Origin of the sequence: Prevotella heparinolytica (assembly GCF_002998535.1) — a bacterium.
GTDB lineage: Bacteria > Bacteroidota > Bacteroidia > Bacteroidales > Bacteroidaceae > Bacteroides > Bacteroides heparinolyticus.
Genome location: NZ_CP027234.1, coordinates 1,986,408 through 2,009,274 on the forward strand (window position 1 = coordinate 1,986,408; position 22,867 = coordinate 2,009,274).

Here is a 22,867-nt window from a genome sequence, read left to right on the forward strand (position 1 = left end):
TAAGGAAATGCAACATTCTTCCTTAGCTCAGTCGGTTAGAGCATCTGACTGTTAATCAGAGGGTCCTTGGTTCAAGTCCAAGAGGAAGAGCGAAAAACTCCTTAAATGCACATTCTTCCTTAGCTCAGTCGGTTAGAGCATCTGACTGTTAATCAGAGGGTCCTTGGTTCAAGTCCAAGAGGAAGAGCAGTAAGGTTCGTCATTGCGGCGAGCCTTTTTTATTCCACTTACGAATCTGCCACAGCCAGCGTCAAAATGCTGAATCGAACACCTTCCACATCCTTGAAAGCATCGGCACAAGCCGTGATAGTGGCGCCGGTAGTCAGCACATCGTCCACAATCAACACATGCTTTCCGGCGAAACGCTCCGGACAATGCAGGCAGAAGATACCGTCCACATTTACCCAACGCTCATAGGCTGACTTCCGTGTCTGTGTTCCGGTATGCTTCTTGCGCGATAAGGAAGAGGTATCGACCGAGATGCCTGTCACATCGGATATGCCACGGGCAATGCACTCGCTCTGATTATATCCGCGCGACTTTTGCTTACGAGGATGCAAAGGCACAGGAAGTATGACGTCTATATCCCGAAAAAAGTCGACAGGCAGCAACTCTGCCGTCATAAAACGTCCCATTGTTTTGCCTAAATCCTGCCGTCCGCCATACTTTAGCAGATGCGGGATGTTACGAAAATCACTGCCTTTGCGGTAATAGAAGAAGGAGGAAGCACGTACCAAAGGAATTTTTCCCCAAAACATGCGTTCCACGATATTGTCGGCGTGGAGATGGAAGTTCGTCCGGGGCATATCCATATTGCACTTCATACAGATGCCTTCTTCTCCCTCCTGCAAGGCGTTTCCGCATACCGCGCACCGGCATGGGAAAAACAATCGGACAAAAGACACAAGCCAAGTTTTAAACATATTTTCCATTTCCTTGAAATCCAATCGGCCGGTATGTCGCAAACGGACATGCCTACATATTATGCGGTGGAACTTCTTTTACCAACTGTAAGAGCAGGGGATGCAGAGGTCCGTTGGTGGCTATGATGTGATGCCCGTCCATAAAATTCTCATTACCATAAAAGTCGGTTACTTTGCCGCCAGCTTCCAATACCATGAGGGCCGCCGCCGAGAAATCCCACTTGCCGATAAATGCCTCCAGCCAAGCGTCAAAACGTCCGGCAGCCACGTAGCAAAGGGCAAGAGCAGCCGAACCGTTCATGCGAATACCCGCTACCTTTCCATACAGTTCATGTATCAAATGCTCACCCGTACGGGCGTATTGCTTAAAATTATAAGGGAGTTCCGTGACCACAAAAGCCTCTTCTGCATTCCGAACGGCAGAAACACACATTTTCTCCCCATCCACATAGGCTCCTCCTCCCTTCCAAGCATAGAAGCACTCGTCCCGGCACGGCTCATAAACCACTCCCAAAAGGAGGGAATGTTTATCGCGCAAAGCAATGCTGACACAATAAGGAGCATTGTCGTGTATGTAGTTCGTGGTTCCATCCAAGGGGTCTACCACCCAACAATAAGGCTCGTCTTGATAAACGGCCGAGCCTTCTTCCGTGATAAATCCCGCTTCGGGAAGAAGCTGTCTGAGTGCGGTCACAACCCGCCTTTCCGACTCTTTATCTACATAAGAAACATAGTCGTGCGCATGTTTCTCCACCACCGCCTCTCTACGGAAGCTTTTCCGCTCTTCTTTCAGGAAATGCCCCGCTTCACGTGCTATTCGGCATACAGATTCTGTCAGTGTTTTCAAGTTCTCCATATTTCCATTCTAATTGTATCCACCTGCAAAGGTAGAAACAAATCGGTGATTTGTCGCTTGCCCGACTCGGAAGTTTATCCAAGACAAGCGAAAATAAAGTTGGCAGAAGACAAACGCAAAGGACAGTTCTAAACAGAGGATTTGTATAGAAAAAAGAAAAAACATAACTTTTACACTAATTACCCGTTCTGTTTTTACTAAAAACTCGCCGGATTTTTACTAAAAATTCCGGGAAAAATTAGTAAAAATCCGGGGAGTTTTTAGTAAAATTTCTCCACCTTGATTATCAGACGATTACAGAAATCTTTTTTTGTTGCAAATTATTACCAATACATCGTCCCTTATCCGCATGTATATAAAAGCGCATTTTAGCACATCCTACCGCCGGAAGCGAAAAACAGCAACAGGATGAAAAGAACCGTCTGCACCCATTTTTTTCTCTCTTTCTGAAGAAACTATGCCGGCAAGCTTAAATGACACATTATGTTCTTTTTCTGTGCTGTGGATGTTTTAAACAACAACATTCTTACGTAATGTTTAACCATGGAAAATTCGGCTATTTGGAGGATTGACAAAAACTGTTTCATGAGGTTGTAGCAAAACTCGGTTCTTTTTTAAACCTTGTTCCGGTGCAACCTGATGCTTTTAAAAACAAAAGATTTTATCAAATGGAAATTCTGCATAATCAAGAACAGAGACAGTTCGTTACCGAGACAGATGGAGCGACAGCCCACGTAAGTTACAAAATACACAGTGGCACGTTGGACATCAAACACACCATCGTACCTAAAGAACTGGAAGGGAAAGGTATTGCCTCAGCCCTTGTAAATGTGGCTTACAACTACGCTTTGAGCAATGGATTACGCCCAATGGCAACTTGTTCTTATGCAAAAAGCCGGTTGGCAAAGCATCCCGAATATACAAACAAAAAACTTTAAAGAAGGGGGAGGAGCGAGCTTAAAACAAGCCACCGAATACGTTCCTCGCAATCCATGCGCACGCCTCGGCATCGGCCAAAGCGTGATGATGCTGTTCCAACTGATAGCCGCAACAGGCTGCCACCGTGTGCAATTGATAATTAGGCAGATCTTTGATGACACGACGTGCCGCCTGCAAGGTACAATGGAAATCATAGTCGGGATAATCCATGCCATATACCCGGAACACAGCCTTCAGGCAACTCTCGTCAAAGGCCTTGTTGTGCGCCACTAACGGCAATCCTTCGATGCGTGGAGCTATCTCCTGCCAAACCAAGGGAAAAACCGGCGCACGCTCCGTATCGACCTGCGTCAGGCCATGCACGCGGCTGTTCCAATAAGTATAATATTCCGGTTCGGGACGAATGAGACTATAATAACTGTCCGTTATTTCTCCATCCCGCACCACCACTACTCCCACGCTGCACACACTGCAACGCTGTTCGTTGGCCGTTTCAAAATCAATCGCTGCAAAATTTTCCATTCCTTAAAAATATCATGCCAAAAATAGTCAGAAAAATCCGGCCGAACAGCAAAATGAATCTCAAAAAAAATAAAAAAGAACAAGCGCTTTTTTATCCCCTCGGTTTGCAATATCTTTGCCTCCCATCAGATTAAGCCAGAACATAATGGAACATCCTCTCTCTCAATTCAAGTACTGCCCGAAGTGCGGTTCCGCCCGTTTCGAGCCCCATAACAGCAAGTCAAAGCAATGTGCCGATTGCGGTTTTGTCTACTACTTCAACTCCTCGGCAGCCACGGTGGCTTTCATTCTGAACGAACGGGACGAGCTTCTTGTATGCCGCCGTGCCAAAGAGCCCGCAAAGGGCACGCTGGATTTGCCCGGCGGCTTCATCGACATGGCAGAGACGGGTGAGGAAGGTGTGAGCCGCGAAGTAAAAGAAGAGACGGGCATGGAGGTGACAAATGCGAAATACCTCTTCTCGCTGCCCAACATTTACGTCTATTCCGGCTTTTCCGTACACACGCTTGACATGTTTTTCCTGTGCAAAGTGGCCGACATGCTGCATTTCAAGGCGATGGACGATGCGGCGGAAGCATTCTTTCTTCCATTGAAAGACGTACGGCCGGAAAAGTTCGGGTTGCATTCCATCCGCAAAGGGGTGCAGATGTTCATCGACGAATATATTTCAAAATAAGCCCGTTTCATGGCGTGATACGGAGAGGAATCCCCCCCTTCTGTCGTTCCCGTTTGATGGGACTATATTTCCCGTTTGGTGCACATATATCTCCAGCTCGGTGGATCTATATATCCAGCAAAGCAACTGTATCTTCGCGAAAAAGAGGCTGTTACTTCTTGACAGTGACACCCCGAATATCCTAAAAAAAACAAACGGATGGAACAAATACAGTTTAAAACCCGTATGTTTGTAGAACACCTATTCCAAAACGAAGGATGAAAAATAGAATATCTCGAATACTTTGCGCGGCACTTTGCTGTGCACCTTTACTCGCAACAGCGCAGACCGGCGAGAAAAGCACATCTCCCCAAAGACTTTATCAGGAAGGCAGCACTTTGTTCCGACAGAAAGCCTACGCCGCTGCCGTCTATCCGCTACAGATGTATGTACGCCAAATGCGGGCGGACGGACAGCCGCTGCCTGACACCGGACAACGGCAGGAAGCGGAATACATGCTGGTATGTGCCGCCTACGAGCTGAGAGACCCTAAGAGCACAGAGCTGCTGCGGGCTTTTCTGGACGATTATCCCGACACGCCCCATGCCAACCGCATCTACGCGCTCATTGCTTCGACCTACTTCTTTGAAGAGAAATACGACGAGGCACTTGCCATGTTCAACTCCGCCCGACTTGACCTGCTGGCGTCTGAGGAACGAGACGATATGACCTACCGTCTGGCCTCCTCTTACTTGAAGACCGGCAACGTCAAAGAGGCTGCCGTATGGTTCGAGACGTTGCGCAGCACAAGCAAGCGGTATGCCGATGACTGCACCTATTATATATCCTACATCCGATATACGCAAGGCAGGCATGACGAAGCGCTCAACGGCTTCCTGACCTTGCAGCAAAACGAGAAATACAAAAGCCTCGCCCCCTACTACATCGCCGAAATCTATCTGATAAAGAAGCAGTACGACCAAGCGGAAGCGGTGGCAAAGAACACTTTGGCCGCTCACCCCGACGGACTATCATATACGCATACGGCCGAGATGAACCGTGTGTTAGGAACAGCCCAATACCACTTCGGCAAATATCAAGAAGCCATGAAATCTCTTGATACGTATTTGGAGCATAGCAGCGAAGCCACACCCAGAAGAGACGCCCTCTACATGCTGGGGATGTCTCGCTACCAATGCGGCGTGTATTCACAGGTGCCTGCCGTCCTCAGCCGGGTGACAACCGAACAAGATGCCCTCTCGCAGAATGCTTGGCTGCACATGGGATTGGCCTATCTGCAACTGGCAGACAAGACCAACGCACGCATGGCTTTTGAACAAGCTGCCACCGGCAACGCCGACCGCAAAATCAAAGAACAGGCAGCCTATAATTACGCCTTGTGCATCCACGAAACATCCTATTCCGCCTTCGGAGAATCGGTAACCGTCTTCGAAAAATTCCTGAACGAGTTCCCCTCCTCACCCTATGCCGACAAGGTCAGCGGCTACCTTGTGGAGGTTTATATGAATACACGCAGCTATGATGCCGCCCTCCGCTCCATAGAACGTATTGCGCAACCCGGCAGAGCCATTCTGGAAGCCAAGCAGAAGATCCTGTTCCAACTCGGCACGCAGTCCTTCGCCAATACACAATTCGAACAGGCTATCGGCTACTTCGACCGGAGTGTGGCTTTGGGGAAATACAACGTCCAGACCAAAGCCGACGCGGCCTACTGGCTCGGCGAGGCTTACTACCGCCTGAACCAGATGCGTGAGGCCTCGCGCAACTTCAACGAATATCTATCGCTCACCCGACAGAGGAATACGCAGATGTTCGCCCTTGCCTACTACAACCTTGCCTACATCGCCTTCCACCGTAAAGAGTATGCAACGGCAGAAAACAACTTCCGCAATTTTGTCCGGTTGGATAAGGGGGAGCATCCCCTCGTGCTGGCCGATGCCTACAACCGCATCGGCGATTGCAGCATGTACGCACGCCGCTTCGATGAGGCCAAGCAAAGCTACACGAAGGCCGAGAGTCTGGGTACTCCAGCCGGAGATTATTCCTACTATCAAATGGCGTTAGTGACCGGCCTGCAAAAAGACTATGCAGGCAAGATAGCCCTGCTGGAACGTCTGGCAAGCAAATATCCCGACTCTCCCTATGCCGTCAATGCCCTCTACGAGAAAGGACGCTCTTATGTGCAGAGCAGCAACAACCGTCAGGCCATCTCCGCTTTTCGCGAACTGCTGGACAAGTATCCCGAAAGTCCGGTCAGCCGCAAAGCTGCCGCAGAAATCGGCCTGCTCTACTATCAGAACGACGACTACACTCGTGCCATCGAAGCCTATAAACACGTGGTCACCCGCTATCCGGGAAGTGAAGAGGCCCGCCTTGCCATGCGCGACCTGAAATCCATCTATGTGGATGCCGACCGTGTGGACGAGTTTGCAGCCCTCGCCGCACAGATGCCCGAAGCGGTTCGCTTTGAGCCGGGCGAGCAAGACTCTCTGACTTACATCGCCGCCGAAAAGATATATATGAGGGGCGAAGTTTCCGCAGCCAAGAACAGCTTTATCCGCTATCTGCAAAGCTATCCCAACGGTGCTTTCAGCCTGAACGCACATTATTACCTCTGTCTGACGGGAAAAGAGCAGAAGGACGAAGAGGCCGTGCTGGAGCATGCCGGAAAGTTGCTGGAATATCCGGATAACCCCTATTCCGAAGAAGCTTTACTGATGCACGGCGAAGTCCTCTTCAACCGCCGGCAATATGCCGAAGCACTTGCCGACTACAAGAAACTGCAAGCCAAAGCTTCCACTGCCGAACACCGCCGGCTGGGCACCATCGGCATACTGCGCTGCGGAGCACTGACCGGCAACGATGCCGAAGTGATTCATGCCGCCACAGCTCTGCTGGCCGAGGCCAACCTCACTCCGGAACTGCGTAACGAAGCACTGTACCACCAAGCCAAAGCCTATCTGAATCAGAAGGCCGACAAGAAAGCCATGGACAACCTCCGGTTGCTGGCCAAAGACACCCGCACCCTTTATGGTGCGGAAGCCAAATATCTGGTGGCGCAGCAACTCTATACAGGACATGAGTATGCCGCTGCCGAAAAGGAGATACTCGACTTCATCGACCAGAGCACTCCTCATGCTTATTGGTTGGCACGCAGCTTCATTTTGCTTTCGGACGTATATGTGGCCATGAACAAAAAGATAGATGCCCGACAATATCTGTTAAGCTTGCAGCAGAACTATCGTGCCGATGACGACATTGAGAGAATGATTAACGAGAGACTGGAAAAACTGAAATAAAAAGACGCTTACGCATCGTCGTAAAAGAAAAGAATATGAGAAAGCTAAGATATATCCTCGCCGGGATGGCACTGACAATCGCCTCTTCAGCAGCCGTGGCACAAACGCAGGCCAAAGACACTACCGTGAACCGTACGGTCATTGTGGAACAGGAGTATAATCCGGACATCATGGATGCCTCGAAGATAAACGTACTGCCCCAAGTAGAGCAGCCTGCCGCAAGCAAAAAGGAAGTGGAGTATGACGCCACCCTCGCTCCCGCCGGAAACATTCCCGCAGGCATCATGCAGGTGTATGGCGGAAAGGAGACGCAGGCAAAGCCGCACCCCGGCTATGTACGTCTGGGGCATGGCAACTATGGCAACCTCGATGTACATGCCAACTATCTGTTCGCTCTGTCCGACAAGGATCGCCTCAACCTGATGTTCAAGATGGATGGCATGAACGGTAAGCTGAAAATGCCGGATAACGAAGACAAGTGGGGTTCTTACTACTACCGCACAAACGCCTCGGTAGGCTACACACATACCTTCGACAAAGTCGATATGGACATTGCCGGAAAATTCGGGTTGAGCAATTTCAACTTCCTGCCCGGCTCCGTGAGAAACAAGCAGAAATTCACTTCGGGCAATGTGCATTTCGGCGTGAAGTCTACCACTGACGATTTCATACTCAGGTTTCGGGCCGAAACCAACCTGCTGTTCTACGAGCGCCAACAAGACTTTGGCTGCAACGGCATCAACGAAACCATCATCCGCACTCAAGCGGAAACGGTTGGCAACATATCTGAAAACCAATTTGTAGGCGTGGCGTTCCACATGGACAACACATTTTATAACAGCAGCCTGCTCCAAAACCATCACACCCTGAACTTCAATCCGTATTATCAGATTCAGAACGAGGATTGGAAAGTGCGCATCGGCGCACATACCGACTTGGCATTCGGATTTGGCAAGAAAGTACGCTTCGCTCCCGACGTGACAGCCCAATATACCTTTTCCGACAGTTATACCCTCTACGCACAGGCCAAAGGCGGTAAGATACAGAACGACTTCCGCCGTCTGGAAACCTTCCATCCGTACGGACTGATAACGGAACAGACCGATGCCACCTACGAACAGCTGAATGCCGCCCTCGGTTTCAAGGCAAGCCCCGCTCCCGGAGTCTGGCTGCACCTTTACGGCGGCTACCAAAGTTTGAAGGATGACCTCATGTTCTTCCCCGACTTCAACAACACGACCCTCTTGCTCCGTGCGGTGCAAACCTACACGAAGAACATCTATGCCGGAGCAGAAGTAGGCTACAACTACAAAGACCTCATCCACTTCACGGCATCGGGCGTTTATCGCAATTGGAGCGCCGACGGAGAAGAAGTGCTCCAAGCAAGAGTGCTCTCCTTCAAACCGGCTTTCGAAGCCGACCTTCGCATGGACGTACGTCCCGTATCGTCTGCCCTCGTAGGTATCGGCTATCGGCACACCTCGCGCGAAAAGGTGGAAGACTCCAAAGTTGCTGCCATCGGCAACCTCTATCTGAACGGCTGCTGCGAACTCTTCAAAGGCATCTCTGTATATGCGCGCGCCAATAATTTATTGAACAAGAATTATCAATATTATTGGATGTATCCTGCTCAAGGCGTCAATTTTGTAGGTGGAGTAAATTTCCAATTCTAAAAAAAATTCCTACTTTTGCGCCCAAATTCAGTGCGGGAGTCACTAAAAAAACAGAAAAATATGCAGAAAAACCTTGTAATTGTCGAGTCTCCGGCAAAAGCGAAAACAATCGAAAAGTTCTTGGGGAAAGATTATAAAGTACTTTCCAGCTACGGCCATATACGCGATTTGAAAAAGAAAGCGTTCAGCATTAATGTCGAAAAAGACTTTGAGCCGCACTATGAGATTCCCTCAGACAAAAAGAAAGTAGTAGCCCAACTGAAAGAAGAAGCCGATCAAGCCGAAACCGTCTGGCTGGCTTCCGATGAGGACCGCGAAGGAGAAGCCATTGCTTGGCATCTGTATGAAGTTTTGAAACTCAAGCCGGAACAGACTAAGCGCATCGTCTTTCATGAAATCACCAAAGATGCCATCCTGAAAGCCATAGAGAATCCCCGCAACATCGACATCAATCTGGTAGACGCCCAACAAGCACGGCGCATCTTGGATCGCATCGTAGGCTTTGAACTCTCGCCGATATTGTGGCGAAAAGTGAAACCAGCCCTTTCTGCAGGCCGTGTGCAATCCGTTGCTGTTCGCCTCATCGTGGAGCGCGAACGCGAGATACAGACTTTCCAGACCGAAGCCGCCTATCGGGTGACCGCCATCTTCCTCGTACCCGACAATAGCGGAAAGACAGTGGAGATGAAAGCCGAACTGGCCCGTCGCATCAAGACGAAAGAAGAGGCTCTGGAGTTTCTGGAAAGCTGCAAGTCGGCCACCTTCACCATCAACGACATCACCACCCGTCCGCTGAAGAAGACGCCTGCCGCCCCATTTACCACCTCTACCTTGCAACAGGAAGCTGCCCGCAAACTGGGCTTCACCGTGGCACAGACCATGATGGTGGCGCAACGCCTCTACGAATCGGGACTCATCACATACATGCGTACCGACTCGGTGAACCTCTCCGGACTGGCTGTGAACGGTTGCAAGGAGACCATTGCCAACCTGATGGGCGAACGCTACGTGCATCCGCGACACTTTGCCAACAAGACCAAAGGAGCACAAGAGGCGCACGAAGCCATCCGTCCCACTTATATGGAGAACGCCCGTATAGAGGGCACACCTCAGGAAAGAAAGCTATATGACCTGATATGGAAGCGCACCATCGCTTCGCAAATGACCGATGCCGAAGTGGAGAAGACCACCGTGACCATCGGCATCAGCAACACATCCGACACTTTCACGGCTGTGGGAGAAGTGATTACCTTCGACGGTTTCCTCCGTGTGTACAGAGAATCGTATGACGATGATACGGAAGCGCAGGAGAATGAAGCCCACCTGCTCCCTCCCCTGAAGAAAGCACAGCAACTGCAATTCGATAATATCACCGCCATCGAACGCTTCACACAGCATCCGCCCCGCTACACCGAGGCCAGCCTTGTGCACAAGCTGGAGGAACTGGGTATCGGCCGTCCGTCTACCTACGCACCCACCATCTCCACCATTCAGCAACGCGAATATGTGGTGAAGGGCGAGAAAGCGGGTGAAGAACGTGCCTACAATGTACTTGCCCTGAAAAACAATCAGGTAACGGACACCAAGCGCACCGAAATCACCGGAGCGGAAAAATCGAAGCTGATGCCTACCGATACTGGTATCGTGGTGAACGACTTCCTGATCGAGTACTTCCCCAACATTCTCGACTACAACTTCACTGCCAATGTAGAGAAACAGTTCGACGAGATAGCCGAAGGCGACAAGCAATGGACCGCCATCCTGAAAACATTCTACAAAGACTTCCATCCCTCCGTGGAGAAAACACTTGCAGCCAAGAGCGCGCACAAAGCCGGCGAACGCATTCTCGGCAACGACCCCGTCAGCGGCAGACAAGTATCTGTAAAGATAGGCCGTTTTGGTCCGGTGGTGCAAATAGGCACTGCGGAAGACAATGAAAAGCCTCGCTTTGCCCAACTGAAGAAAGAAATGTCTCTCGAAACCGTCACTCTGGAAGAAGCGTTGGAGCTATTCAAACTTCCACGCACATTGGGCGAATACGAAGGCAAGGAGGTAGTTATCGGGGCAGGACGTTTCGGCCCGTACATTCAGTACAACGGTACGTACACTTCATTGCCCAAGACTATGGACCCGATGACCATCGCGCTGGAAGAAGCCATCGAATTACTGAAAAAGAAACAGGAAGAAGAAGCCCAAAGGCACATCAAGAAATTCGATGAGGAGCCGGAACTCGAAATCCTGAACGGTCGCTATGGCCCCTACATTGCTTATAAAGGCAATAACTACAAAATCCCTAAGGACATTGTTCCGCAAGACTTGAACCTGCACGCTTGCCTGGAGCTTGTAAGGCTGCAAAGCGAAAAAGCGAGCAAGCCCAGAAGAACGGCTAAAGCAGTGAAAAGTACAGCAAAAGCTGCTAAAACGACTAAAAAGAAATAGCCGGTATCATCCATCCCGGCTATACTTTCCACAAGGTGTGGGCTAATGTCTCCCGAAGTGTGGGCGCACCTCTCCCAAAGTGTGGGGATATTGTCTTTAAGGTGTGGGCTTACGGGTCTTAAAGTGTGGGCATAGGAATGCTAAAGTGTGGGCATAGGAATGCCAAGATGTAGGCATAAGTTTACTCGCATCTCAAGAAGATTCTTTTTCAAACGCAAATGACGCTGAACACGCAGACTTTTCTTCATGTAAGTTCTGCGCATTCAGCGTCATCCATCTATAACAGGGCAGGAGTGACAATGCCCTTCAAGCCGTTTCGTTCTTACATTCTATCCGGAACCTCGATGCCAAGCAGCCCCATGCCCAGGCGCACCACTTTAGCCACATTGGCAGAAAGGGCAAGACGGAACACCTTTACCGCTTCGTTCTCTTCGCGCAGAATGCTGAAGTCATGGTAGAACTGGTTGTATTCTTTTACAAGGTCGTAGACATAATTGGCTATGACAGACGGACTGTAATCTTCGCCTGCCTGCTTCACCACGGTTGCAAAATCGGCCAGCATCTGTATCAAACCCTCTTCTTTTTCGCTCAACTCGATGCCTTCGGGCAATTGGGAAGGTATCACAAGGTTTGCCTCTTTCGCCTTGCGCAGCACGGACTGGATACGCGCGTACGTATATTGGATGAATGGCCCGGTGTTACCGTTGAAGTCGATAGACTCTTTCGGGTTGAACGTCATGTTCTTGCGGGCATCTACTTTCAAGATGAAATACTTCAAGGCTCCCAAGCCGACAATACGGGCTATGTTATCCGCTTCTTCCTGTGTCAAGCCATCCAGCTTGCCCAACTCACCGGAAGTTTCCTTGGCTGTCGCTATCATCTCGGCCATCAAGTCATCGGCATCCACCACCGTACCTTCGCGGCTCTTCATCTTACCTTCGGGGAGTTCTACCATTCCGTAGGAGAAGTGTACCAAACCCTTGCCCCATTCAAAGCCCAGCTTGTCGAGCAGAATGGAAAGAACTTGAAAGTGATAGTTCTGCTCGTTGCCCACTACGTAAATCATCTTGTCGATGGGATAATCGGCAAAGCGCAGTTTGGCAGTACCGATGTCCTGCGTCATATAAACGGAAGTCCCGTCGGAACGGAGAAGCAGTTTATGATCCAGACCTTCGCCGGTAAGGTCTGCCCATACGGAGCCGTCTTCTTTCCTATAAAAAAATCCTTTCTCCAAACCCTCAAGCACTTTTTCCTTTCCTTCAAGATAGGTGTCGGACTCATAGTAAATCTTATCGAAAGTAACGCCCATCATACGGTATGTTTCATCAAAGCCGGCATACACCCAGTCGTTCATCTTTTTCCACAAAGAGCGGACTTCGGGGTCGTTGGCTTCCCACTTCACCAACATCTCCCGCGCTTCTTTCATCAAAGGCGATTCGGATTCGGCCTTTGCCTTGGCTTCTTCTTCGTCCAGTCCCTCGGCTTGGTATTTGGCCATCAGTTCTTTCACCTCGGCCTTGTAATGCTTATCAAAGGCCACATAGTAATCACCGATCAGGTGATCGCCCTTCTTGCCGGACGATTCAGGAGTTTCGCCGTTGCCAAACTTCTGCCACGCCAGCATTGATTTGCAGATATGAATGCCACGGTCGTTGACGATATTGGTCTTTACCACCTTATTTCCGTTTGCAGCCATGATGTTGGCCAAAGCATTACCCAACAAGTTGTTGCGGACATGTCCCAGATGAAGAGGTTTGTTCGTATTGGGAGAGGAATATTCAATCATCACAAGCGGAGACACATCGGTGGCAGATATAATGCCATACAGTTCGTCTGCCTGAATACCATTCAGAAGTTCAATCCACGCAGAAGAGGCGACGGTCAGGTTCAAAAAGCCTTTGATAACATTGAACGAGGCCACCATAGACTCATTCGCCTGCAAGTACTCTCCAATTTCCTGTGCCGTTTGCTCCGGTCCTTTCTTTGAAATACGGAGGAAAGGAAAAACCACCAGCGTGAGATGTCCTTCAAATTCTTTCTTGGTTTTCTGCAACTGCACTTGTGCAGCAGGCACTTCCTGCCCGTACAGCGATTTCAGTCCGCCAATGACGGACGCTACCAGTTTCTGTTCTATATCCATGATTTTAATGTATTTTCCGGGAGACAAAGATAATGCAAAACAAAAGCAGAATAAAATTTTGCAAACAAAAAAGGGCGCACCGCCTCACGGAAACGCCCTTTTTATTATACCTTATGATGAACTCTCGCTTATTCAGCAGTCAACTCTGTACCCGCTTTGAACTTTACAACTTTCTTTGCAGGGATTTTGATAGTTTGCTTCGTAGAAGGGTTAATACCGGTACGTGCAGCTCTCTCTGCCACAGAAAAAGTTCCAAAACCAACCAATGATACTTTATCACCGGCTTTCATTGCCTTGCTTACTGATGCAACAAATGCATCCAATGCTTTTTTAGAGTCTACTTTTGACAAACCAGACTCCGCTGCCATAGCGCTGATAAGTTCCGCCTTATTCATAATACTTCAATTTAATTAATTATGTTTTAAAAAAAATCATTCTGCTTTCTTTCACAAAGTTCCACAAAAATAGAGTAATATTTCTGAATATCAAACAAAAACTTTAAAAAAACATTGGAAAACGACGAAAAAAAAGAATAGAATATACTTTTTCTGCTATAGAACAGAAATTATTCGTATTTTTGCGAGAAAAAGCAAAGAGGCGGGACTGTTTTATCCTTACCGCAAATTTTGGAATGGAAACTGTATGAATACAATACCTACTATAACTAAAAACCTTTTGATTATTAACGCACTGATGTTTTTGGGTACCATTGTAGCCCAAAGCTACGGTGTGGACCTTGCCCGATATTTGGGATTGCACTTTTTTCTTGCCGAAGACTTCAACGCCGCACAGTTGATAACCTACATGTTCATGCATGCCGGTTTCTCGCACGTATTCTTCAATATGTTTGCCGTATGGATGTTCGGGCGGATTCTGGAACAGGTATGGGGGCCGAAACGCTTCTTGTTTTATTATTTGGCATGCGGTATAGGGGCAGGAATCATTCAGGAGCTGGTGCAATACATCCATTATGAGACAGTACTTTCTGCCTACGACAGCGTAAACACCGGGATATCTGTCATCCCGATGAAAGAATACCTCAACATGCTGACAACCGTAGGTGCCTCGGGGGCGGTATACGCCATTTTGCTGGCATTCGGCATGCTATTCCCCAACCAGCAAATGTTCATCTTCCCACTCCCTTTTCCTATCAAGGCAAAATTTTTTGTCATCGGTTACGCACTGATTGAGTTATATGCCGGATTTGCCAACAATGCCGGAGACAATGTCGCTCATTTTGCGCATTTGGGCGGCATGATATTCGGTTTTATCCTGATTATGTACTGGAGAAATAAGAATAAAGGAAATGGCTACTATTATAACTGATCTGAAAGAAAACTTTCGCAAGGGGAGTATTTATATCCGGCTGATATACATCAATGTGGGCGTGTTTATTCTTACCACATTGACGGAGGTAATGCTCCAGCTTTTCAACCGGAGTCTGGCAGGAGTATTCCAATGGCTGGAACTACCGGCATCGTTTCAGCGCTTTGCCCTACAACCTTGGTCACTGCTGACGTACATGTTCATGCACGCCGGCCTGGTACATATCCTTTTCAACATGCTATGGCTCTATTGGTTTGGCGCACTGTTCCAGAATCTTTTCTCGGCCAAGCACCTACGCGGAGTATATGTGCTTGGAGGAATCGGAGGCGGATTGCTATACATGGCTGCCTACAACATATTCCCGTACTTCGCTCCTATGATAAACGGCAGCTTCATGCTCGGAGCCTCCGCTTCCGTATTGGCCATTGTGGCCGCCACTGCATACCGCGAACCAAATTATCCGATACAATTGTTACTGTTCGGCACCGTTCGGCTGAAATATCTGGCACTCATCGTCATAGGAATGGATTTATTGTTTATCACTTCCGCCAATGCAGGCGGACACATTGCACATGTGGGAGGCGCATTAGCCGGCTTGTGGTTTGCAGCCTCCCTCAACAAAGGGATAGACATCGTTCTATGGATAAATAAATCATTGGACATACTATTTTCATTACTCAGCTTTAAGCCTCGAAAACCGAAGATGAAAGTACATTATGGCACCGGCAGAGAAAAAGATTACGATTATAACGCTCGAAAGAAGGCTCAATCCGATGAACTGGACCGCATTCTCGATAAACTGAAAAAGTCGGGCTATGAAAGTCTGACCGCAGAGGAAAAGAAAAGTCTGTTCGATGCCAGTAAACGCTAAGTTTAAAGCCAAGAAAAAAAGAAGTGAAGCATTTAGGAAATCTCGTAGCCCTTCTGATTCTGGCGGTCAATGCCTTATTCACAGGTCTGTTGCTCTTTACCGCCTACAGTCCGCACATTCAGCCGGTGGCTCATCCGGCAGAATCGTGTCTGGGGCTTATATTCCCCGTCTTCGTAGTGATAAACGGAGGATTCCTCGTCTTCTGGCTGATCATACAGCATTACAAGTCGGCATTGCTGCCTTTGCTGGGCTTCCTGTTGTGCTATTCGCAAATACGCGCCTACCTGCCCATCAATTTCCACACAAACCAACTACCCGAAGGGAGCATAAAACTTTTGTCTTACAACATCATGGGATTCGATGGTACCACCAAACAAGATGGCAAGAATCCGATACTGACTTACCTGAAAGAGAGCAATGCCGATATACTTTGTCTGCAAGAATACGCCACGATGGAATCGGCTCGCCATCTTTCACAAAAGGATGTGGAGAAGGCACTCAAGGCATATCCATACCATGCCATTCACCCGATAGGCAGCGGGAAAGGATTTACCAATAAAATAGCCTGCTATTCCAAATATCCCATTCTCTCTTCACGGGTATTAGACTATGTCAGCGGATACAATGGTTCGGTATTGTACGAAGTGAAGATCGGCGAAGACACCATTACCCTTATCAACAATCATCTGGAGTCCAACAAACTGACCCAAGCCGATAAGGTCGTCTATGAAGACATGCTCAAGGCACCCGAGAAGGAAAAAGTGAAACATGGCATACGCCTATTGATACGCAAGCTGGCAGAAGCATCCGCCATCCGTGCCCCACAAGCCGACACCATTGCAAAGGAAATAGCCTCCTCACCGCATGCGTCCATCATTGTCTGCGGCGATTTCAATGATACTCCCATCTCCTACACACACCGCGTCATCAGTCAAGGGTTGGATGATGCGTTCATCCAATCAGGGCGAGGGTTAGGCATATCCTATAATCAAAATAAGTTCTATTTCCGGATAGACAATATCTTGACAAGCAAGAACCTGAAAGCTTATAATTGCACCGTAGACCGTTCTATCAAAGTCTCCGACCATTACCCTATATGGTGCTATATCAGCAAAGAAAAGTAAAAAACAAAAGAATAATAACGATTTAATACCAAGAAAACAATGTTAAAGAAGAGTATTCTAATTTTAGCAACAAGTTGTATGATGTACTCCTGTGCCACTAAGACGGATAGCAATCCGTTCCTTTCCGAGTTTCAAACCCCGAATGGCGTACCGCCTTTCGATAAAATCAAGTTGGAACATTATGAACCCGCATTCCGGAAAGGAATGGAGGAACAGAATGCCAACATCCAAGCTATTATTGACAATACGGAGACCCCTTCTTTCGAAAATGTCATTGCTGCTCTCGACAATAGTTCACCAATACTGGATCGTGTGGGTGGTGTATTCCACAACCTGACAGAGGCCGAAACCACAGACAAATTGACGGCCCTCTCTATTAAACTGGCTCCGGAGCTGGCCGAGCATGAGGATAACATTTCGCTCAACCAGGAACTTTTTAAGAAAATAGATGCAGTTTACCGACAGAAAGAGTCGCTCGGCCTGAGCCGCGAACAAGAGAGGCTCTTAGAAAAAACGTACAAAGGTTTTGTCCGTTCCGGAGCCAATCTCCCGGCCGACAAGCAAAATCGCTTGCGCGAAATCAACAAACAGCTTTCCACGCTCGGCATTACCTTCAGCAATAATATCCTGAATGAGAATAACGACTTTAAATTGTTTGTCGACAAGAAAGAAGATCTGGCCGGTCTGCCCGAATGGTTCTGCCAAAGTGCCGCCGAAGAGGCAAAGGCCGCCGGACAAGAAGGCAAATGGTTGTTCACCCTGCACAACGCCAGCCGCCTGCCTTTCCTGCAATACGCCGCCAACCGCCTGTTGCGCGAGAAGATTTACAAAGCTTATATCAACCGCGGCAACAATAATGATAAAAACGATAATAAGAAAATCATCAGCGAAATCATAAGCCTGAGACTTGAAAAAGCACAACTGCTGGGCTTCGACTGCTACTCCAACTTCGTTCTGGAGAACAAAATGGCAAAGAACGCCACCACAGTAATGGATTTCCTCAACAATTTATGGGGTTACGCACTGCCCAAAGCAAAAGCTGAAGCATCCGAACTGCAAAATTTGATGGACAAAGAGGGCAAAGGCGAAAAACTGGAAGCATGGGACTGGTGGTACTACACCGAAAAACTGCGCAAAGAGAAATACAATCTGGAAGAGTCCGAAATCAAGCCTTACTTCAAACTTGACAACGTGCGCGACGGCGCTTTCTATGTAGCCAACAAGCTGTATGGCATCACGCTGACCAAACTCGACAATATTCCGGTTTATCATCCTGACGTGGAAGTTTTCGAAGTAAAAGCCCAGGACGGCTCACAATTGGGCATCTTCTATGCAGACTACTTTCCGCGCTCCGGAAAGAGAGGCGGTGCTTGGATGAACAACTATCGCGAACAACAAGGAAACATACGTCCATTGATATGCAATGTGTGCAGCTTCACCAAACCCGTAGGCGATACCCCTTCTCTGCTCACCATCGACGAAGTGGAAACCTTGTTCCACGAATTCGGCCATGCCTTGCACGGATTGCTGACCCAATGCCAATACAAAGGAACCTCCGGCACCAATGTGGCACGCGACTTTGTGGAACTTCCTTCCCAAATCAACGAACATTGGGCCACCGAACCCGAAGTTTTGAAAATATACGCCAAGCACTACCAGACCGGCGAGGTAATTCCCGACACCCTGATTGGAAAGATCCTCAACCAGCAGACTTTCAACCAAGGCTTCATAACGACCGAACTATTGGCGGCAGCCATTCTCGACATGAACCTGCACAACCTGAAAAATACCGAAGGAATCGACGTAGTTGCTTATGAGAAAGAAGCAATGGAACGACTCGGCCTGATACCCCAAATCGCACCGCGTTATCGTACCACCTACTTCAACCACATCATCGGAGGTTATGCCGCAGGTTACTACAGCTATCTTTGGGCAAATGTTCTGGACAACGATGCTTTCGAAGCATTCAAAGAACACGGCATCTTTGACAAACAGACCGCCGCTCTCTTCCGCCAAAATGTATTGGAAAAAGGAGACAGTGAAGACCCGATGGTGCTCTACAAGAACTTCAGAGGCGCTGAGCCTCAATTAGACCCGATGTTAAAAAATCGCGGTATGAAGTAAGAATTGTGAAAAAAAAACTATATTTGCAGCCTTGTATACAGCAGAATTAAATTAAAAACAATAATAAAAAACTAAAAGTAACATGCAAAACAAAGGATTTGTAAGGGTTTTTGCAATATTGCTCACACTGGTGTGCGTATTCTACCTCTCTTTCTCTTTTGTAACTCGCCATTACACCAATAAGGCAAAAGAGTTCGCAAAAGGCGATGCGAGAGCGGAACAAGCTTACCTCGATTCTCTGGCTAATGAGAAAGTGTATTTTGGCAATTGGACTCTGAAAGATTGTCGTGAGATGGAAATCGGTTTGGGCTTGGACCTGAAGGGTGGTATGAACGTCATCCTCGAAGTATCTGTGCCTGACGTCATCAAAGTATTGGCAGACAACAAAACGGACGAAGCATTCAATCAAGCTTTGGCCAATGCCACCAAACTGGCTACTACAAGCCAGGAAGACGTTATCACACTCTTCATCAAGGAGTACCACAAGCTGGCTCCGGCAGGCAAGCTCTCCGAGTTGTTCGCAACCCAACAGTTGAAAGACAAAGTAAACCAGAAGTCGTCCGATGCTGAAGTTGAAAAAGTATTGCGCGAAGAAGTAAAAGCAGCGGTTGAGAATTCATACAACGTGCTCCGTACCCGTATCGACCGTTTCGGCGTTGTACAGCCCAACATCCAAAGCTTGGAAGACAAGATGGGACGCATCATGGTGGAACTTCCGGGTATCAAAGAACCTGAACGTGTAAGAAAACTACTGCAAGGTTCTGCCAATCTGGAATTCTGGGAAACATACACAGCCAAAGACGTGGCTCCTTACTTGCAGTCGGCAGATGCCAAACTACGCACTATTTTGGCAAGAGAAACCGGCGATCAGGCGGAAGCAGACAGCACTGCTTCTGACAGTGCAGGCGTTGCACCGGCCATGGCACAAGCCACTACAGCCGATAGCCTTGCCGCAGCCCTGAAAGGCGAAAGCAAAGCACAGACCGCTAACCTGGAACAAATCAAGAAAGAGCATCCTTTGTTGGCCATCTTGCAGGTGAACCCAAACAACGGTCCCGTAGCAGGTTATGCCAATGCCAAAGATACGGCTGAAATAAACAAATACCTCTCCATGCCGGAAGTGATGGCCGAGATGCCGAAAGACTTGCGTTTGAAATGGGGAGTATCGGCTTATGAATATGACCCGAAAGCACAGACCTTCGAGTTGTATGCCATCCGCTCTACCGAGCGCAACGGTAAAGCTCCGCTGGAAGGTGATGTAGTGGTGAATGCCAAAGACGAATACGACCACTATGGCAAACCTGCCGTAAGCATGTCCATGAATACGGACGGTGCACGTCGCTGGGCGCAGCTCACCAAGCAGAACATTGGAAAGAGCATCGCCATCGTATTGGACGATTATGTATATTCCGCACCCAATGTAAACAATGAAATCACCGGCGGCAACTCACAGATCACCGGTCACTTCACTCCCGAACAGGCAAAAGACTTGGCCAACGTATTGAAATCAGGTAAGATGCCGGCTCCCGCCCACATCGTACAAGAAGACATCGTAGGTCCGTCACTGGGACAAGCCTCTATCAACGCCGGTATCATGTCGTTTGTAGTAGCATTGATCCTGCTGATGATATACATGTGCACAATGTACGGTTTCATTCCGGGTATGGTTGCCAACGGAGCATTGGTACTGAACATGTTCTTCACGCTGGGCATTCTTTCATCTTTCCAAGCCGCATTGACCATGTCCGGTATTGCCGGTATGGTTTTGGCGCTCGGTATGGCTGTGGATGCCAACGTATTGATCTACGAGCGTACCAAAGAGGAGCTTCGCTCCGGCAAGGGCGTGAAGAAAGCATTGGCCGACGGTTATTCCAACGCTTTCTCTGCCATCTTCGACTCGAACTTGACATCTATCATCACGGGTATCATCTTGTTCAACTTCGGTACCGGTCCTATTCGTGGTTTTGCCACCACACTGATCATCGGTATCTTGATTTCATTCTTCACAGCAGTATTCATGACTCGTCTGTTCTATGATCACTTCATGGGCAAAGACAAGTTGCTGAACCTGACATTCTCTTCAAGCATCTCCAAAAACCTGATGGCGAATGTACGTTTCAACTTCATGGGAAGAAACAAATTGTGGCTGACGATCACTGGAACGGCCGTGGTGGTATGCCTTGCTTTCCTCATGACTCGCGGATTGAGCCAAAGCATTGACTTCACCGGCGGACGTAACTTCAAGGTACAGTTTGAAAACAAGGTAGAACCCGAACAAATCCGTGAATTGATTTCCAGCAAGTTCGGTGATGCCAATGTAAGTGTTATCGCCATCGGTACAGACGGCAAGACAGTGCGCATCAGCACCAACTACCGTATCGAGGAAGAAGGCAACAACGTTGACTCTGAAATTGAAGCATATCTGTACGAGACTCTGAAGCCCGTATTGACTCAGAATATCACGCTGGAAACATTCATCGACCGTGAGAACCACACCGGTGGTAGTATCATCAGTTCGCAGAAAGTGGGTCCGAGCATAGCAGACGATATCAAGGTATCCGCCATTTGGTCGGTTGTACTTGCACTGATTGCCATCGGCATCTATATCCTGATCCGTTTCCGCAACATAGCATACAGTATCGGCTCTGTTGCCGCATTAGCTTGCGACACTATCGTTATTCTGGGTGCTTACTCCATCTGCTGGGGCTGGATGCCGTTCTCTCTGGAAATCGACCAGACGTTCATCGGTGCCATCCTGACAGCTATCGGTTACTCCATCAATGACAAGGTGGTAATCTTCGACCGTGTACGCGAGTTCTTCGGTCTCTATCCGAAACGCAGCAAGTTCCAACTCTTCAACGATTCGTTGAACACCACGTTGGCACGTACCATCAACACTTCATTCAGTACATTGATCGTATTGCTGTGTATCTTCATCCTCGGTGGTGATTCTATCCGCAGCTTTGCATTCGCCATGATTCTGGGTGTTGTGTTCGGCACACTCTCTTCTTTATTCGTGGCATCTCCCGTTGCTTACCTGCTGATGAAGAATAAGAAAGCCGGAGAAGTTGTAACAGAAGAAACGAAGTAAATTCATTACCGATAAGGTTATAAATAAAAAAGAGGTTGTGCCAGAGTTTTGAAGTGCACCCCAAAAGTGAAACGAGTTAGACATCATCCGTTTATTGAAAGAGTTCGGTATTGCACCGGACTCTTTCCTTTTAACCGTGACCAGAATGCTGTATAATCCCATCAAGAGAGTCAAACCGTGAGAAAGCCTTGTCAAGCATATCGTAAATCTGTTCGAAGTTAAGAGATTTTGGGATATTATCTCATCATTGAACATATCCAAGACCGGCGAAAAATAGAGTTTGACAGAACCGATATTTATCTGTGTGACGCCCATCATTTGCGGCTTGGAGCTTCCACAATAAAATCCCGATTGATGATATTTGGCGCTATCCTGCCGACCTCGCCTTTGTATGGGCGGTAGCGGACTTTACGGATTTCGCTTTTAAGCCTCATCCATAAGTTGCTGCACGGTCTTATGCTTTAACGTAAACAGCGATTGTGCATTTCGGCAATCACACAACGATAACCATGTCCACCTTTATGCTCATAAGAATCAATTTAACAGCCTTTTTTTCATCAGCATACTTGCCTGCGGTTTTTAGACGCTTAAAAGGCAGCAGAACATGGAACAAGCCATCTTTTTTAACCCCAATAATAAGTCGAGAGGATAACCGGACCTTAGTTCGTCTCTTCATGAGCCAAAGGAACGTCTTTTCCAGAATTATACGTATTACTTCCTCCTTTAATTTAATCGTAGGACGGCAATGTGGTTGTTATTCCAATCCGGAACGTCCATATTTGTCCCACATTCCCTCACCCATGCCAATATCTCTGTTTCATTGATATACCTGAGTCCGGGATAAGAAGTTGGTCGATAGCCTCA

15 protein-coding genes and 2 tRNA genes are annotated in these 22,867 nt (G+C 48.2%); 12 read left to right on the forward strand and 5 right to left on the reverse strand.

All coding sequences use genetic code 11. The annotated features are described in order from the left end of the window. The first annotated feature begins 16 nt into the window (after positions 1 to 16). Positions 17 to 90, forward strand: a tRNA-Asn gene (locus C3V43_RS08165). 23 nt (positions 91 to 113) lie between these two features. Next, positions 114 to 187, forward strand: a tRNA-Asn gene (locus C3V43_RS08170). A 40-nt stretch (positions 188 to 227) separates the two neighbouring features. Here the strand turns inward: C3V43_RS08170 and C3V43_RS08175 are convergent. Further along, positions 228 to 932: a ComF family protein gene (locus tag C3V43_RS08175; protein WP_106069382.1), complete on the reverse strand. Its 705-nt coding sequence runs from the start codon at positions 930 to 932 to the stop codon at positions 228 to 230. Between the two features lie 43 nt (positions 933 to 975). After that, on the reverse strand, positions 976 to 1,779 hold the full coding sequence (locus C3V43_RS08180; protein WP_106069383.1) for an inositol monophosphatase family protein: 804 nt from the start codon (positions 1,777 to 1,779) through the stop codon (positions 976 to 978). A 668-nt stretch (positions 1,780 to 2,447) separates the two neighbouring features. Here C3V43_RS08180 and C3V43_RS08185 point away from each other — a divergent pair. Further along, on the forward strand, positions 2,448 to 2,717 hold the full coding sequence (locus tag C3V43_RS08185; RefSeq protein ID WP_106069384.1) for a GNAT family N-acetyltransferase: 270 nt from the start codon (positions 2,448 to 2,450) through the stop codon (positions 2,715 to 2,717). Positions 2,718 to 2,736: 19 nt separating this feature from the next. Here the strand turns inward: C3V43_RS08185 and C3V43_RS08190 are convergent, their stop codons facing one another. Next, positions 2,737 to 3,240: a 3'-5' exonuclease gene (locus C3V43_RS08190; RefSeq protein WP_106069385.1), complete on the reverse strand. Its 504-nt coding sequence runs from the start codon at positions 3,238 to 3,240 to the stop codon at positions 2,737 to 2,739. Positions 3,241 to 3,385: 145 nt separating this feature from the next. Here C3V43_RS08190 and C3V43_RS08195 point away from each other — a divergent pair, with 145 nt between their 5' ends. The 4 genes from C3V43_RS08195 to topA all read left to right on the forward strand — a co-directional run bounded on the left by C3V43_RS08195 (position 3,386) and on the right by topA (position 11,327). Beyond that, a complete protein-coding gene (locus C3V43_RS08195; protein ID WP_106069386.1) occupies positions 3,386 to 3,916 on the forward strand; it encodes an NUDIX hydrolase in 531 nt (176 codons plus the stop codon). Positions 3,917 to 4,173: 257 nt separating this feature from the next. Beyond that, positions 4,174 to 7,215 (forward strand): tetratricopeptide repeat protein, encoded by a 3,042-nt coding sequence (locus C3V43_RS08200; protein WP_106069387.1) that lies wholly within the window; start codon positions 4,174 to 4,176, stop codon positions 7,213 to 7,215. 35 nt (positions 7,216 to 7,250) lie between these two features. Further along, on the forward strand, positions 7,251 to 8,888 hold the full coding sequence (locus tag C3V43_RS08205) for a TonB-dependent receptor (RefSeq protein WP_106069388.1): 1,638 nt from the start codon (positions 7,251 to 7,253) through the stop codon (positions 8,886 to 8,888). A 60-nt stretch (positions 8,889 to 8,948) separates the two neighbouring features. After that, positions 8,949 to 11,327, forward strand: coding sequence for a type I DNA topoisomerase (gene topA, locus C3V43_RS08210; RefSeq protein WP_106070516.1), 2,379 nt, complete (start codon positions 8,949 to 8,951; stop codon positions 11,325 to 11,327). A 322-nt stretch (positions 11,328 to 11,649) separates the two neighbouring features. Here the strand turns inward: topA and argS are convergent, their stop codons facing one another. Both argS and C3V43_RS08220 read right to left on the reverse strand, forming a co-directional pair. Next, complete coding sequence (argS, locus tag C3V43_RS08215; protein WP_106069389.1) at positions 11,650 to 13,467, reverse strand: arginine--tRNA ligase; 1,818 nt, start codon at positions 13,465 to 13,467, stop codon at positions 11,650 to 11,652. Between the two features lie 128 nt (positions 13,468 to 13,595). Continuing rightward, positions 13,596 to 13,862 (reverse strand): HU family DNA-binding protein, encoded by a 267-nt coding sequence (locus C3V43_RS08220; RefSeq protein WP_106069390.1) that lies wholly within the window; start codon positions 13,860 to 13,862, stop codon positions 13,596 to 13,598. Positions 13,863 to 14,109: 247 nt separating this feature from the next. Between C3V43_RS08220 and C3V43_RS08225 the strand changes: the two genes are divergently transcribed. The 5 genes from C3V43_RS08225 (at position 14,110) to secDF (ending at position 22,003) form a co-directional block, all read left to right on the forward strand. After that, complete coding sequence (locus tag C3V43_RS08225) at positions 14,110 to 14,793, forward strand: rhomboid family intramembrane serine protease (protein ID WP_164996230.1); 684 nt, start codon at positions 14,110 to 14,112, stop codon at positions 14,791 to 14,793. Continuing rightward, positions 14,774 to 15,664, forward strand: a complete 891-nt coding sequence (locus C3V43_RS08230) for a rhomboid family intramembrane serine protease (protein ID WP_106069391.1) — start codon at positions 14,774 to 14,776, stop codon at positions 15,662 to 15,664. Before C3V43_RS08225 ends, C3V43_RS08230 begins: the two co-directional genes overlap by 20 nt. 23 nt (positions 15,665 to 15,687) lie before the next feature. Then, on the forward strand, positions 15,688 to 16,788 hold the full coding sequence (locus C3V43_RS08235) for an endonuclease/exonuclease/phosphatase family protein (protein ID WP_106069392.1): 1,101 nt from the start codon (positions 15,688 to 15,690) through the stop codon (positions 16,786 to 16,788). 39 nt (positions 16,789 to 16,827) lie between these two features. After that, positions 16,828 to 18,912: a M3 family metallopeptidase gene (locus tag C3V43_RS08240; protein WP_106069393.1), complete on the forward strand. Its 2,085-nt coding sequence runs from the start codon at positions 16,828 to 16,830 to the stop codon at positions 18,910 to 18,912. A gap of 82 nt (positions 18,913 to 18,994) precedes the next feature. Beyond that, positions 18,995 to 22,003: a protein translocase subunit SecDF gene (gene secDF / locus C3V43_RS08245; protein ID WP_106069394.1), complete on the forward strand. Its 3,009-nt coding sequence runs from the start codon at positions 18,995 to 18,997 to the stop codon at positions 22,001 to 22,003. Positions 22,004 to 22,867: the final 864 nt, after the last annotated feature.